The 12,741-nt window shown below is 66.5% G+C and carries 9 protein-coding genes; 4 read left to right on the forward strand and 5 right to left on the reverse strand.

The genetic code is table 11. The annotated features are described in order from the left end of the window. Positions 1-61: 61 nt before the first annotated feature. The 3 genes from M2395_RS00050 to M2395_RS00060 all read right to left on the reverse strand — a co-directional run bounded on the left by M2395_RS00050 (position 62) and on the right by M2395_RS00060 (position 4,435). Positions 62-1,981, reverse strand: coding sequence for an amidohydrolase (locus tag M2395_RS00050; RefSeq protein WP_077934559.1), 1,920 nt, complete (start codon positions 1,979-1,981; stop codon positions 62-64). 184 nt (positions 1,982-2,165) lie between these two features. Then, entirely contained in the window at positions 2,166-3,656 is a 1,491-nt protein-coding gene (locus M2395_RS00055) for an aldehyde dehydrogenase (protein WP_015636451.1), read from the reverse strand. 200 nt (positions 3,657-3,856) lie between these two features. Continuing rightward, positions 3,857-4,435 (reverse strand): DUF4337 domain-containing protein, encoded by a 579-nt coding sequence (locus M2395_RS00060; protein WP_015636450.1) that lies wholly within the window; start codon positions 4,433-4,435, stop codon positions 3,857-3,859. 236 nt (positions 4,436-4,671) lie between these two features. Between M2395_RS00060 and M2395_RS00065 the strand changes: the two genes are divergently transcribed. Genes M2395_RS00065 through M2395_RS00075 form a run of 3 tightly spaced genes read left to right on the forward strand, consistent with a single transcriptional unit; the run spans position 4,672 to position 8,838 of the window. Beyond that, complete coding sequence (locus M2395_RS00065; protein ID WP_123431494.1) at positions 4,672-6,150, forward strand: efflux transporter outer membrane subunit; 1,479 nt, start codon at positions 4,672-4,674, stop codon at positions 6,148-6,150. Continuing rightward, positions 6,147-7,256 carry an HlyD family secretion protein gene (locus M2395_RS00070; RefSeq protein WP_077934556.1) on the forward strand — a complete coding sequence of 370 codons (1,110 nt, stop codon included), beginning with the start codon at positions 6,147-6,149 and terminating at the stop codon, positions 7,254-7,256. Before M2395_RS00065 ends, M2395_RS00070 begins: the two co-directional genes overlap by 4 nt. Next, the gene (locus tag M2395_RS00075) at positions 7,249-8,838 is read left to right on the forward strand and encodes a DHA2 family efflux MFS transporter permease subunit (protein WP_011062406.1); all 1,590 of its coding nucleotides are present in this window, start codon (positions 7,249-7,251) and stop codon (positions 8,836-8,838) included. Before M2395_RS00070 ends, M2395_RS00075 begins: the two co-directional genes overlap by 8 nt. A 4-nt stretch (positions 8,839-8,842) precedes the next feature. On the opposite strand, the gene M2395_RS00080 is transcribed toward M2395_RS00075, so the two are convergent. Continuing rightward, positions 8,843-9,673 (reverse strand): helix-turn-helix transcriptional regulator, encoded by an 831-nt coding sequence (locus M2395_RS00080; protein WP_041119278.1) that lies wholly within the window; start codon positions 9,671-9,673, stop codon positions 8,843-8,845. A 275-nt stretch (positions 9,674-9,948) separates the two neighbouring features. On the opposite strand from M2395_RS00080, the gene M2395_RS00085 reads away from it, so the two are divergent. Continuing rightward, on the forward strand, positions 9,949-11,664 hold the full coding sequence (locus M2395_RS00085; protein WP_015636444.1) for a 2-isopropylmalate synthase: 1,716 nt from the start codon (positions 9,949-9,951) through the stop codon (positions 11,662-11,664). A gap of 386 nt (positions 11,665-12,050) precedes the next feature. On the opposite strand, the gene M2395_RS00090 is transcribed toward M2395_RS00085, so the two are convergent. Then, positions 12,051-12,716 (reverse strand): HAD family phosphatase, encoded by a 666-nt coding sequence (locus M2395_RS00090; RefSeq protein ID WP_077934554.1) that lies wholly within the window; start codon positions 12,714-12,716, stop codon positions 12,051-12,053. Positions 12,717-12,741: the final 25 nt, after the last annotated feature.

Below are 12,741 nucleotides of genomic sequence, written 5' to 3' on the forward strand. Positions count from 1 at the left end.
CCGGCAAGCCGGCTCCTACAGGGGGCACCGGGAGCTGGCGCAGCCCCCGGGCTTGCACTGGTCAGCTACGGGGGTTGAGGTACACCCGCTGGCCGCCTTTCCAGGTTTCGCAGACCTTGATGTCGCGAATCCGGGTGGCCGGGAACTTCTCGTCCAGTGGGTCCTGCTCGAGGATCACGAAGTCGGCGAAGTTCTGGTCCTGCAGGGAGCCGGTCCAGGCCTCGGCATGGCACTGCCAGGCAGCGTCGTAGGTGATGGCTTTCAGCGCCTGCTTGCGGGTCAGGCACTGGCCCTCATTGAGGATGGGTTGCAGGCGCGGGTCATGGACGAACAGGTTGTCATGATTGCGGATGCCTTCCATCTTGCGGGTCACCGCCTGCTCCATCGAACGCAGGGGCCCCAGTGGGGTCACGGAATAGTCGCTGTGCAGGGAAATCCGCAGCTCGTGGTCCAGGGCCGATTTGCAGAGGTCGAGCATGTTGTGTGCCTTCTTTTCGAAAATGGCTTTATCGAAGGCGTAGCCCCAGTAGCCGACATGGCCAATCAAAAAGCTCGGTGACAGGCCCAGGCGCTGCATGGTTTCCAGGGTGCTTTTGCTCAGCAGCGAGCAATGTTCGATGCGATGGCGCTTGTCCAGGCCGCTCTGGCCCTGCAGGGCCAGGTCATAGGCCTGCAGAGTGAATTCGATGGCCTGGTCGCCGTTGGCATGGATCATCAGCGGCCAACCTTTTTTCACCGCCGCGTGGATAAATTCCTGGTATTTGACCGGGAGTGTTTTCGGGGTGTCCTCGCCCTTGTCGCACAGATTGAAGTTGCCCACCGGGCGGGCGGTCTCGCAGCAGTAGGGCGCGACCTGATAGCCGGTCAACCCCTGGTTGGACCCGTCCGAGATCACCTTGATCGAGCCCTGATACATGTGCCTGGCCTCTTCCCGCGTGGCCGGCCGATAGTCCGGCAGCAGCTTGAGGGCTTCGAGCGAGTTGTTGCAGGCGGCGGCGTAGCCGATCCGCAGCGTTCTGGGGTGGGACAGGAAGTAGGCGTTCAATACCAGCTTCGACAAGGGGTCCATCATCGCGTCGTACAGCAGGGTGATCCCGCGGCTGGCCGCGGTGGCGAAGAAGGTGTCCAGCCGCTCGAAGATCTTCAGCATTGCAAGCTTCTGCCTGGCGGGAATCGACAGGATCCCGGCCACTATCTGGGTTTCCTGCAGCACGCCGTTCTCCACCATGACCCCGGTTCTTTCATGCACCAGATCCCGAGCCGCCGTGTTCATGTAGGCGGTGTGCATGGAGGCACTGATCAGCAGCATCGGCCGCTTGGCCTCGATGGTGTCCAGGTAGCCCTCTTCGGGCGTGTCGCCACATTGCAGGGTCATGAGTTGGTTCAGGCCGCCCGGCACCACCTTGAACGGCATCAGCGCCGGATCGACCAGGTGCCCGAGGACCCAACTCGTGCTGTCTTCGGGGAGGTTGTTCTGGATGGTTTGCTTCAGCCAGCCCCAGGTATAGAGCGGCCGCAGGCGCTGGCTGTTTTTCTCTGGCGCCTGCTGGCTATCGCCGTCGTCGGGCTCGATGGCGCCCAGGTTCAGCCAGCCATCCATGGCGCAGCTCTGCACGATGTGGGCGTGGGGCTCGACCAGGCCGGGCAGCAGGGTCTTGCCGTGCAGCGACTGCTTCTTGTAGTCGATGCCCAGGGCCTGCATGCGGGCTTCGACGGCGGCCAGGGTGCCCGCGGCGACCACGTCGCCGGCATGGATGCCCAGGGCTTCGACCCGCTCATCCATGTTGCCGTCGCGCAAGGGGTAGATGATGCCGTCATGAAACACCAGGGACTCGCCGTTCGCGTCCCTGGCCGGGCCCTGTGCTGCGTTGGGGTGGCTGGCGATATAGCTGGCGGGGTCGAGGGTGTCTTTCAAGGCTTCCCAGACGGGGTTGTGGCAGCCGCACTGGATGTAATCGTGATCATTTCCATTTGATCCCATGATGCTTTCCTCGGGTTTTCGGTGGTGATGAGGCGTTGTGGGGGGATGAGCCCAGGCTCTTCAAACGAGGTGGCCAGCCGGCTCGGGCTGAGCGTAGCAGTGCTTTGCACGGCGAACAGGGCGGTCGTCGGGGGGCGCCGGACCACCTCCGGCGCCCCGGGTGGGGCGGTTGGCGCGGGGCGGATCAGAGCTTGATCAGCACTGATTTCAACTCGGTGTAGTGCTCGATGGCCGCGTGGCCCATTTCCCGGCCAAGCCCGGACATCTTGTAGCCGCCAAACGGCAGTGCCGGGTCCAGGGCACTGTGGCAGTTGACCCACACCGAACCGGACTTGATCCGCGGAATCATCCGGTGCACCGCCGCCAGGTCGTTGGACCAGATGCTCGCGCCCAGGCCGTAGGGGCTGTCGTTGGCCATGCGCAGGGCGTCGGCCTCATCGTCGAAAGGAATGGCCACCAGCACCGGGCCGAAGATCTCTTCCTGCACCAGCGAATGCTTCTGGTCCACATCCACTATCACCGTCGGCTTGACGAAATACCCCGGGCCGAACTGTTCGCCGCCGCAGGCGATGGTGGCGCCGCTTTCGCGGCCCATCTCGATGTAGCGATAGACCCGCTCCTGTTGGCGCGCGGAAATCAGCGGGCCCATCTCGACGCTGGCGTCCAGGCCATTGCCCAGCTTCATGGCATTGGCGATGCCGGCGATGTCGGCTACCACCTTGTCGAAATGCTTGCGCTGCACATACAGCCGGGAACCGGCGCAGCACACCTGGCCCTGGTTGAAGAAGATCGCGCTGGCAGCCCCGGCCGCGGCGCTGGCCAGATCGGCGTCGGCCATGACGATGGTTGGCGACTTGCCCCCCAGTTCCAGGGTCACCCGGGTCATGGAGTCCATGGCGATCTTGCCGATTTCCTTGCCCACGGCGGTGGAGCCGGTGAAGGTCAGCTTGTCCACCAGGGGGTTGCGGGTCAGGGCGCTGCCGGCGGTGATGCCGGTGCCGGTGACTACGTTGAACACGCCGTCGGGGTAGCCGGCTTCCTGCACCAGCTCGGCCAGTTTCAGGGCGCTGAGCGGAGTTTCATCGGCGGGCTTGAGCACCAGGGTGCAACCGGTGGCCAGGGCCGGGCCGAGTTTCCAGCAGGCCAGCAGCAGCGGGAAGTTCCAGGCGACGATGGCGCCGACCACGCCCACGGCTTCGCGGCGGATGAAACTGTGGAACTGATCGTCAGGCATCAGGGGCAGCGAGACCTCGACGCTTGAACCCTCGATCTTGGTCGCCCAGCCGGCCATGTAGCGCAAGAAATCGATGGACAGTTGCACGTCCATGGCCTGGGCCACGGCGGCGCTCTTGCCGTTGTTCAGGCATTCCAGCTGGGCCAGCAGTTCGGCGTCGCGCTGCATCAGGTCGGCGAGTTTCCACAGCAGGTTCTGCCGCTCCCGGGGGCGGGTGCGGGTCCAGGGCGAATCGTCGAAGGCCTGGCGTGCGGCGAGCACTGCGCGATCGACATCGTCCACCGTGGCCCGGGGCACCAGGCACAGCTGTTCGCCGGTGGCGGGGTTGCGCAGGGGCATGGTCTGGCCGTCGCCGGCCTCGGTCCAGTGGGCACCGATCAGCATGCGCGGGGCGCGCTGGATAAAGGCCGTGGTAGCGGCGAGCAGTGGGGCAATAGCCATGGCGAAGCCTCTTGTTGTAGGTGAGGCAGGGGCTTTCGCAATGGCTGTGCCAGTTCCACCCAGGCGCCGCGGCCCCACTATGGCGGGGCCTGGGGCGCAGCACCGGGGCTTGCGCGGCGGCAGTTTTTCGCAAACTGCGACAGCCCGGTGAGATTCAAGAGACGCATCGGCTGGCAGGTTCCGGGGGCCGGCAGGGGGCTCTAGATGTGCAGCCAGGCCAGGGTGCCCAGCAGCACGCTGCCGCCGGCCGCGCCGTAGGCGAGCTTCTTCAGCCATTCCTTGCGGGTCAGCAGGGTGATGGCCGCCATCGAGATGGCGATCTGGATCGCCATCATCGCCTGGGCCCAGCGATGGTGCTGGTGCAGCGCGGCTTCCGATTGCTCGTCCCAGTCCCGGGCCTCGGCTTCCAGGGCCTCGGCCTTGAGGCGCACCGCTTCCTTTTCCTTCTGGTAGCGCTGGGCTTCGATGCCGTAGTGCGCGGCATCGACTCCGGGAATGTGGGTCGCCAGCTCCGCCAGGTTCTGCCGGCTGGATTTGGCCTGGTAGTAGCTCCACTGGTTGGCGGCTTCAGTCTTTTTCATCGCGGCATTGTTCTTGTCCATCGCCGCCAGGCTTTCCGAGGAGCCGGCCTGATAGCTCAGGAGCGCTCCCAGGGTGGCCATGATCGCCGTCATCACCGCGATCTTGCTGGCGAAGCGGTCACTGCGCGCGTGGGCATGTTCGCTCACGTGTTCCAGGTGCTTTTCGTGGGGGCTGGGCACATCGAAGTCTTCGGTCATGGCGATCCGATCGGCTGGGTAGGGGGTGTTTCAAATTGTATCCATGGCCACTGGCGCCAGCAGGGCCAGTGTGAGTTCGTTCAGCTGGCCGACAGCCTGGGGCTGTGGGCCCAGGCCGGAAGGGCCGCGCTTGGGATCAAGGTTGACCATTTCGCGATAATCGAAAAGAAGTTCTCGTTAGACGGTCGCCAGCTGGCCTTTCTAAAGTAGGCGCTTCGAATCCGTGAGTACTTCCCATGCCCATTTACCCGAGGCCTGCATGGGCCCTGTGCGCCCTGTTGGCCGGTTGCACCCTGGGGCCGGAACGGCCGCCCGGCAGCACTGTGCCCCTGCCCGTGAGCCACCTGGACGCAATGGCCGAGCAGGGGCTCGACCAGTGGTGGCAGCTCTACCGTGACCCTGGGCTCAATGCCGCGGTACAGGAAGCCCTGAGCCAGAACCGCGACTTGCGGATGGCCGCGGCCAACCTGCTGCAAGCCCGGGCGCTGCTGCGCGAAACCGATACCCTGCGCCAGCCTTCCACCCAGGTGACGGCCCGCGCCGGCTACGGCAGTACCGCCGACGACCAGCTGGAAGCCGCCTTGCAGGACAGCCAGCACATCCGCACCGGCAGCCGCTATGGGGTCGGCCTGGATGTGCAGTGGGAGGCCGACCTGTTCGGCCGCCTGCACGGCCTGGCCGATGCCGCCCGGGCCGATGCCGAGGCGGCCCGGGCCGCCGAAGATGGCCTGCGGGTGGTGGTGGCCGCAGAAACCACCCGCGCCTGGTTGCAGGCTTGCAGCTACGGCCAGCGCCTGCAGGTGGCGGGCGAGTCCCTGGCGCTGGTGGAGCAGGGCCGCACCCTGAGCGCCCGGCTGTATCGGGCCGGCGCCGCGGTGACCCTGGATGTGGTGCGCGCCGAAGGCCTGGTGGGCCAGGTGCAGGCCAGCCTGCCGCCGCTGCAGGCCGGGCGGCAGCGGGCCCTGGCCGAACTGGCCGTCTTGCTGGGGCGCCCCCCGGGTGATGCACCGGCGGCGGCCCAGGCTTGTCACCAGGCCCCGCGCCTGGGTTCGCCCATGCCCCAGAGCGATGCCCTGGCCATGCTGCGTCGGCGTCCCGACGTGAGCCAGGCCGAGCGCCGGCTGGCGGCGGCCACGGCGCGCATCGGCGTGGCTCGGGCCGATCTCTATCCAAGGGTCAGCCTGGGGGCCGGGGTCTTCACGTCGGCGCACCACCCCGCGGGTTTCGATGACCGTGATGCGTCGGTCTGGCAACTGGGGCCGCTGTTGTCCTGGAGCTTGCCCAACCTCAATGCCGCCCGCGCCCGCATCGCCCAGGCCAGCGCCGGAGAAAGCGCGGCACTGGCGGATTTCGACCGCAGCATCCTGGCGGCCCTGAAGGAGCAGCAACAGGCCCTGAGCGACTACCAGGCCGCGTTGCAGCGCCAGCAAGCCCTGCACCTGGCAGCCGAACGTGACCACCAGGCCTTGCGCCTGGCCGGGCTAGCCAGGGCCGCCGGTGCCTCCACGGCCCTGGATTACCTCGATGCCCAGCGCACCGATGTACGTACCCGGGCCGCGGCAGCGCAGGCCGATGCCGCCGTCATCGATACCCAGGTGCTGGTGTTCAAGGCCCTGGGCGGCGGCTGGCGCAGCGCGCCGCCGATTGTCCTGCCGCAGCCGAGCCGGGCTGCGGCCAACCCTTTCCCGCGAACCCCCAACGAGCCTTTGCAATGACCCAGACCCCTGTTCCCGCTTTCCCGGCGCAAGCCGTCACCCGCCGTCGCTTACTCGGTTATGCCGGGCTGGCGCTGGTGTTGCTGCTGGTTCTGGCCTGGGGCCTGCGCTGGTGGTTCAACGGGCGTTTCCTGGTGGAGACCGACGATGCCTACCTGCGCTCGGACATCGTCACCATCGCGCCCCGGGTCGCCGGCTACCTGGTGGCGGTCGAGGTCCGGGACAACCAGCCGCTCAAGGCTGGCGACCTGCTGGCGCGGATCGACGACAGCGACTACCGGGCCCGGGTCGAACAGGCGGAAGCGGCGCTGCGCGAGGCCCAGGCCGAACAGCGTGCCGGGCAGGCGCGGCTGGCCAATCTGGCCGCCCGCCAGCAACAGCAGCAGAGCCTGATCGCCGAAGCCCAGGCCCGGGTCGGCGCCGCCGAGGCCGAGGCACAACGGGCCGGCCAGGAAGGGCGGCGGCAGCAGCACCTGGCCAGCCAGCAAGTCAGCAGCGTGCAGCAACTGGAAAACGCCGCCGCCCTGGCCCGTCAGGCCGATGCCGCCCTGGGCGCGGCCCGCGCCAGCCTGGCCGCGCGGCGCCAGCAGGTACAGGTGCTCGATACCGAACAGCAAAGCGCCCGGGCGCAACTGGACAAGCTCGAAGCGGGCGTGGCCCGGGTCACGGCCCAGCGGCAACTGGCCCGCATCAATCTGGCTCGCACCTTGATCCGCAGCCCGGTGGACGGTATCGCCGGCCAGCGGCGCCTGCGCCTGGGGCAGTACGTCGAAGTCGGCGCGCCGCTGTTGGCGGTGGTGCCTGAGGACGCCTATGTGGTGGCCAACTACAAGGAAACCCAGGTCGACGGCATGCGCCCCGGGCAAGCGGCGCGGGTCGAGGTCGACGCCTTGGGCGGCCATGTACTGGAGGGACGGGTGGAGAGTTTCGCCCCGGCTTCCGGCGCCGAATTCGCCCTGTTGCCGGCGGACAACGCCACCGGCAACTTCACCAAGATCGTGCAGCGCATGCCGGTGCGCATCCGCCTCGATCCGGGGCAGCCGCGACAGGCGCAGCTGCGCCCCGGGATGTCGGTGGTGGTGACCGTGGACACCCGTCATGACTAGTGCCCAGGCCGTATCGGAAGGCACCGGCGAGGCCGCCGCACAGGCAATCTCCCTGCGCACCTGGGTGGCGGTGCTGGGCAGCGTGGTGGGCTGCTTCATGGCCGGGATGAACGTGCACGTGACCAACGCTTCCCTGCCGGACGTGCGTGGCTCCCTGGGGGCGACTTTCGAGGAGGGGTCGTGGATCACCACCGCCTACCTGGTGGCGGAGATCATCATCATTCCCATGACTGGCTGGCTGGTTTCGGTGTTTTCCATGCGCCGGGTGCTGATGGTCGGCACCGCCGGTTTCGTGCTGTTTTCGATCGCCTGTTCCCTGGCGCCGAACATCCACAGCCTGATCTTTGCCCGGGTGCTGCAAGGGGCCTTTGGCGGGGTGCTGATTCCCCTGTCGTTCCAGCTGATTGTCACCGAGCTGCCGGCGGCCCGGCATCCCATGGGCATGGCCCTGTTCGCCGTGGCCAACAATGTCGCCCAGGCCGCGGGACCGTCCCTGGGCGGCTGGCTCACCGATGCCTATTCGTGGCGCTGGATCTTCTACCTGCAAGTGCCGCCGGGGCTGTTGCTGCTGGCGGCCATCGGCTGGTCGGTGCGGCCCCAGCCCATGGTCCTGGCAAAGCTGCGCCAGGGTGACTGGGGCGGCATCGCCAGCATGGCCGTGGGCCTCTCGGCGTTGCAGATCATGCTGGAGGAGGGTGGCCGTTACGACTGGTTCGCCTCAAGCTTCATCAGCCATTGCGCGATCCTGGCCACGGTCGGCCTGCTGGCCTTCGTGGCCATCGAACTGCGTCGCGAGCAGCCGTTGATCAACCTGCGCCTCTTGGGGCGCTACAACTTCGGCATTGCCAGCCTGATGCAATTCACCTTCGGTGCGGTGGTGTTCGGCGTGGTGTTCCTGGTGCCCAACTACTTTGCCCAGATCCACGGCTACAACGCCCGGCAGATCGGCCTGATGATGATTCCCTACGGCCTGATCCAGTTCGTCATGTCGTTCGCCACCCCGCGGCTGATGCGCTGGACCAGCGCCCGCACCATCATCATTGCCGGGTTCGCCATCACTGGCATCGGCTGCCTGATGAACATCCACCTCAACCCCGATGCCTCGGTGAACGTCATCGTGCCCTCGCTGGTGGTGCGTGGTATCGGCCAGTCGCTGGTGGTGGTGGCGCTGGGGGTGATGGCGATCCAGGGGCTGGAAAAGGACCAGGTGGGCTCGGCCTCCGGACTGTTCTCCATGGTGCGTAACGTCGGCGGGGCCATCGGTATCGCGCTGTCCAGCCAGATCGTGGTGGAGCGCGAGAAACTCCACGCCCAGCGCATTGGCGAATCCGTCAGCCTGTTCGCCCAGGCCACCCAGGAGCGCCTGGTGGAACTGGTGCGCCTGTTGGCCCAGGCACCGGTGGAGTACGCAACGGCCCTGCATTCGGCGGCGCTGGCGCCCCTGCGCCAGCAAGCCCTGGGCATGGTGGACAAGGTGCTGCACCGCGACGCCCTGCTGCTGGCCTACAGCGATGCCTTCTTGCTGGCGGGGCTGGCCATGCTGTTGTGCGTGGTGGCCGGTGTGCTGCTGCGCCGGGCCTGAGCCCTCAGCGGTAGAACTCCGAAGGCGGCGTGCCGAACTGGCGCTTGAAGGCGGCGGCGAAGGCGCTCTGGCTGTCGTAGCCGTGCTGCAGCGCCACTTGCACCACCGGCATGCCCTCGGCCAGGCACTCCAGGGACATCAGCAACCGCGCCTGCTGGCGCCAACGGCCAAAGGTGATGCCGGTGTGGCGCTGGAACTGGCGATGGAAGGTCTTGGCGCTCATGGCCAGGCAGTCGCCCCATTGTTCGGCGGTGCGGTTGTCCGAAGGGTCGTCCGCCAGCGCCTGGCACACCCGCAGCATGCGCGGCTCATGGGGCCAGGGCAGGCTGAACGGCAGCACCGGCAGCGAGCGCATCTCATCGAGGATCAGGCGCATCAGGCGGCCGTCGCGGCTGTCCGGCGAATAGTGCGTGCCGACCTGGGCGGCGGCCAGGATCAGCTCGCGCAGCAACGGCGAGACCTCGATCACGCAGTCATGTTCGGGCAGGCCGGCAATGGCATCGACATTGATGAACAGGCTGCGCATGCGCACCGCGCCGCGCATGCGTACCCGGTGCTCGACGCCGGCCTGCAACCACACCCCGCGGCTGGGCGGCACCACCCAGCGGCCGGACTCGGTGTCGATCACCAGCACGCCCTCGATGGCATAGGCCAGCTGCGAGCGTGGATGGCTGTGGGCAGGTATTTCATGGCCGTTGGGGTAATCCACGGCGATGCTGGTAACCGGCATGGACAGGCAGTCGATGGACGAGACAACCAGCAGATCGGACATGCAGCGCAGCGCCTCCGCCCCGGAAGGGATCATGGGGCGCTTATCATAGGTGAAAATGTCCATTTTGCGATAATCAAAGGGCGTTTAGCGCATTACATTCAGAAGATCGCTACCTAGACTACAGATCACTCCTTGCCCGCCGACGGTTGCAACCGCCCATGAACCCCCTGTTCCTGACCCTGCTACTAGCGCTACCCCTGCCTTACGGCCGGGGTCTGCCGGTGCTGCCAGGAACCTGGCACCCAGGCTGATCTCCCCCAGACTCCGGCCTCGAAGCGCTTTCCATGATGAAAGCAGGGGAGATCCATCGCGTTCTCCATTGTGCTTTCGAGGTCAGTATGCTCGCCCATCCCCATACCAAATACCGCCCCTTTACCCCCGTGGACCTGGACTCGCGCCAGTGGCCGTCACGTACCATCACCCAGGCTCCGATCTGGCTGTCCACCGACCTGCGCGATGGCAACCAGGCGCTGTTCGAGCCGATGAACCGCGAGCGCAAGCTGCGCCTGTTCGAGGAACTGGTGCGCCTGGGCTTCAAGGAAATCGAAGTGGGATTCCCCGCCGCCTCGCGCACCGATTTCGAGGTGGTCCGCGAGCTTGTGGAACAGCAGCGGATTCCCGCCGACGTCACGCCCATGGTGATGACCCAACTGCGCGAGGACCTGATCCGCGAAACCGTACGCAGTGTGCAGGGTGCGCGCCGGGTCATCGTCCACCTGTACAACGCCATCGCCCCGGTCTGGCGGCGCGTGGTCTTCGGGCTTTCGGTGGACGAGGTCGAGGCCCTGGTGGAGCGCCATGTCAGGCTGTTGCGCGAGTTGACCGACCAGCACCCGGAAACCGAATGGGTGTTGCAGTACTCCCCCGAAACCTTCTGCATGGCGGAGCTCGAGGTGTCCCTGCGCATGTGCAATACCGCGATCCGTACCTGGGACGCCGGCCCGGGGCGCCCGATCATCATCAACCTGCCGACCACCGTCGAGGTGGCCACCGCCAACGTCTTTGCCGACCAGATCGAATGGATGCACAAGCGCCTGGAGCGCCGTGACCAGGTCACGCTGTCAGTGCACCCGCACAACGACCGGGGCACCGGCGTGGCCTGTGCCGAACAGGCGTTGCTGGCGGGCGCCCAGCGGGTGGAGGGCTGCCTGTTCGGCAATGGCGAGCGCAGTGGCAACCTGGACCTGGTGACCCTGGCCCTGAATCTCTATACCCAGGGCATCAGCCCCGGGCTGGACTTCTCCGATATCGCGGCAGTGGCCCGGGTTGCCGAGGAATGCACGGCGCTACCGATCCATCCGCGCCATCCCTATGTCGGCGACCTGGTGTTCACCGCCTTTTCCGGCTCGCACCAGGACGCCATCGCCAAGGGCTTTGCCGCCCAGGCGGCCGACGGTTTCTGGGAGGTGCCCTACCTGCCCATCGATCCGCAGGACCTGGGGCGGACCTACGACAGCATCGTGCGGGTCAACAGCCAGTCCGGCAAAGGCGGGATCGCTTTCCTGCTGCAGCGTGACCACGGCATCGTCATGCCCCGGCGCATGCAGATCGAGTTCAGCGCCATTGTGCAGAAGCTGGCTGATGCCAGTGACGCCGAGTTGAGCAGCGACGCTTTATGGGAGGTGTTCCAGCGCACCTATCTGGCGTGCGCAGAGGGCACGGCCGGCCTGCGGTATCTCGCTCATCGGTTGTTCGATGCCCCCGAGGGGCAGGGGATCGAGCTGCGGGTCGCCACCCCCGGGAACCAGGAGGCGTGCTTGCATGGCGTGGGCAACGGACCTGTCGCGGCGGCCCTGGCCGCCCTGGGCTTGCCGCTGCGCATCGACAGTTTTGAAGAGCGCAACCTGGGGGCGGGGGCCGATGCGCAGGCGCTGGCAATTGTCGAAGCGGTGTGGCCGGGCGTTGCCGGGTCACGTTTTGGCGCCGGCTGTCACGCCAATATCGTCACCGCCTCGGTGCAGGCCGTGATCAATGCCGCGGCGCGGTTTTATCCCGAGCAGGCGCCGGCATTCGTTCCCACCCAGGCATCGCTTGCGGAGCGGGCGGCTCCCTGAGTGACCCGCACCAGCAGTCGGCGCCCCAGGGGCCGGCCGCTGGAGCCCGGGCAAAAAAAGCCCGCTGTAGCGCGGGCCAAATGGGATTCGTTAAGGAGTGATTGGCAATATAGGGGCGGCGAGGTGAAAGCACCGTGAAAAAAAAGTCGTGCAGGGATAAACCTCCAGCATCTTTGCCCAAGTCGTAGGGTGTTTTCGGATATGTCCGATATTACTGCCCCTGGAGCCCGCGTATATTCCCTCCTGCTCGCCCAGCCAAAGGGGGTACTTCGGTCTGGATGCCACTGCCGAAGTGATGGGCGAGCACCTTTTTCCCTCCTGCCGTTTCTTTCTCCCTGGCTGTTTCCTTCCCGCTTGGCCTGACCAATATCCTCATCCCATCTTCTTCAGGGCAGATCGAGCCGGCGCCGGATCTCGGCCCACAGTTGCGGGTCGTCGAAGTCGTTGATCACGCGGTGGGCGCCGGCATCCAGCAGGGTTTGCGGGCGTTGGCTGGTGGCCAGGCCGAACGTGCAGATCCCGGCTTTTACCGCGGCTGTCAGCCCGGGTACCGAGTCTTCGAAGGCCAGGGCCTGGTCGGCGGTGGCCCGCAGGCATTCCAGGCCGCTCAAGTAAGGCAGGGGATCGGGCTTGGCCCGAGGCAACTCCTCGGCCACCAGCACCGTCTGGAAGCGCTGCCGCAGGCCCAGCACCTCGAGCATGTGCTCGGCATTGGCCCGGGGCGCGTTGGTGACCACGCACACGCCGATGCCGTGCTCCTGGGCAAAATCCAGCAGGCGCAGCAGGCCGGGCATGGGCATCAGTTGCGGGGAGAGTTGGCGAAAGCGCACTTCCTTGCGCTCGGCAAAGGCTTCATGTTCCGCCACGCTGCGCTCGGGGAACAGGTAGCGGCACATGTTGGCATTGGCCTGGCCGCTGACATGGGCTTCGAATTCTTCCTGGGTGAAGGTCCGGCCATCCTCTTCCAGCAGCAGTTGCTGCAGGGCCAGCAGGTGCAGGGCGTCAGTGTCGGTCAGGGTGCCATCAAGGTCGAAGAGCAGAGCATTGAGCATGGGACAGTTCCTGTCGGCCCCCATC

This window comes from Pseudomonas sp. BIGb0176, assembly GCF_024810175.1.
Taxonomy (GTDB): domain Bacteria; phylum Pseudomonadota; class Gammaproteobacteria; order Pseudomonadales; family Pseudomonadaceae; genus Aquipseudomonas; species Aquipseudomonas protegens.

What these genes read in the sequence shown, in the direction of transcription:
- M2395_RS00080 (WP_041119278.1), bottom strand. Translation starts at nt 9,673, where the DNA reads ATGGACATTTTCACCTATGATAAGCGCCCCATGATCCCTTCCGGGGCG.
- M2395_RS00085 (WP_015636444.1), top strand. Translation starts at nt 9,949, where the DNA reads ATGCTCGCCCATCCCCATACCAAATACCGCCCCTTTACCCCCGTGGAC.
- M2395_RS00065 (WP_123431494.1), top strand. Translation starts at nt 4,672, where the DNA reads ATGCCCATTTACCCGAGGCCTGCATGGGCCCTGTGCGCCCTGTTGGCC.
- M2395_RS00050 (WP_077934559.1), bottom strand. Translation starts at nt 1,981, where the DNA reads ATGGGATCAAATGGAAATGATCACGATTACATCCAGTGCGGCTGCCAC.
- M2395_RS00070 (WP_077934556.1), top strand. Translation starts at nt 6,147, where the DNA reads ATGACCCAGACCCCTGTTCCCGCTTTCCCGGCGCAAGCCGTCACCCGC.
- M2395_RS00060 (WP_015636450.1), bottom strand. Translation starts at nt 4,435, where the DNA reads ATGACCGAAGACTTCGATGTGCCCAGCCCCCACGAAAAGCACCTGGAA.
- M2395_RS00075 (WP_011062406.1), top strand. Translation starts at nt 7,249, where the DNA reads ATGACTAGTGCCCAGGCCGTATCGGAAGGCACCGGCGAGGCCGCCGCA.
- M2395_RS00055 (WP_015636451.1), bottom strand. Translation starts at nt 3,656, where the DNA reads ATGGCTATTGCCCCACTGCTCGCCGCTACCACGGCCTTTATCCAGCGC.
- M2395_RS00090 (WP_077934554.1), bottom strand. Translation starts at nt 12,716, where the DNA reads ATGCTCAATGCTCTGCTCTTCGACCTTGATGGCACCCTGACCGACACT.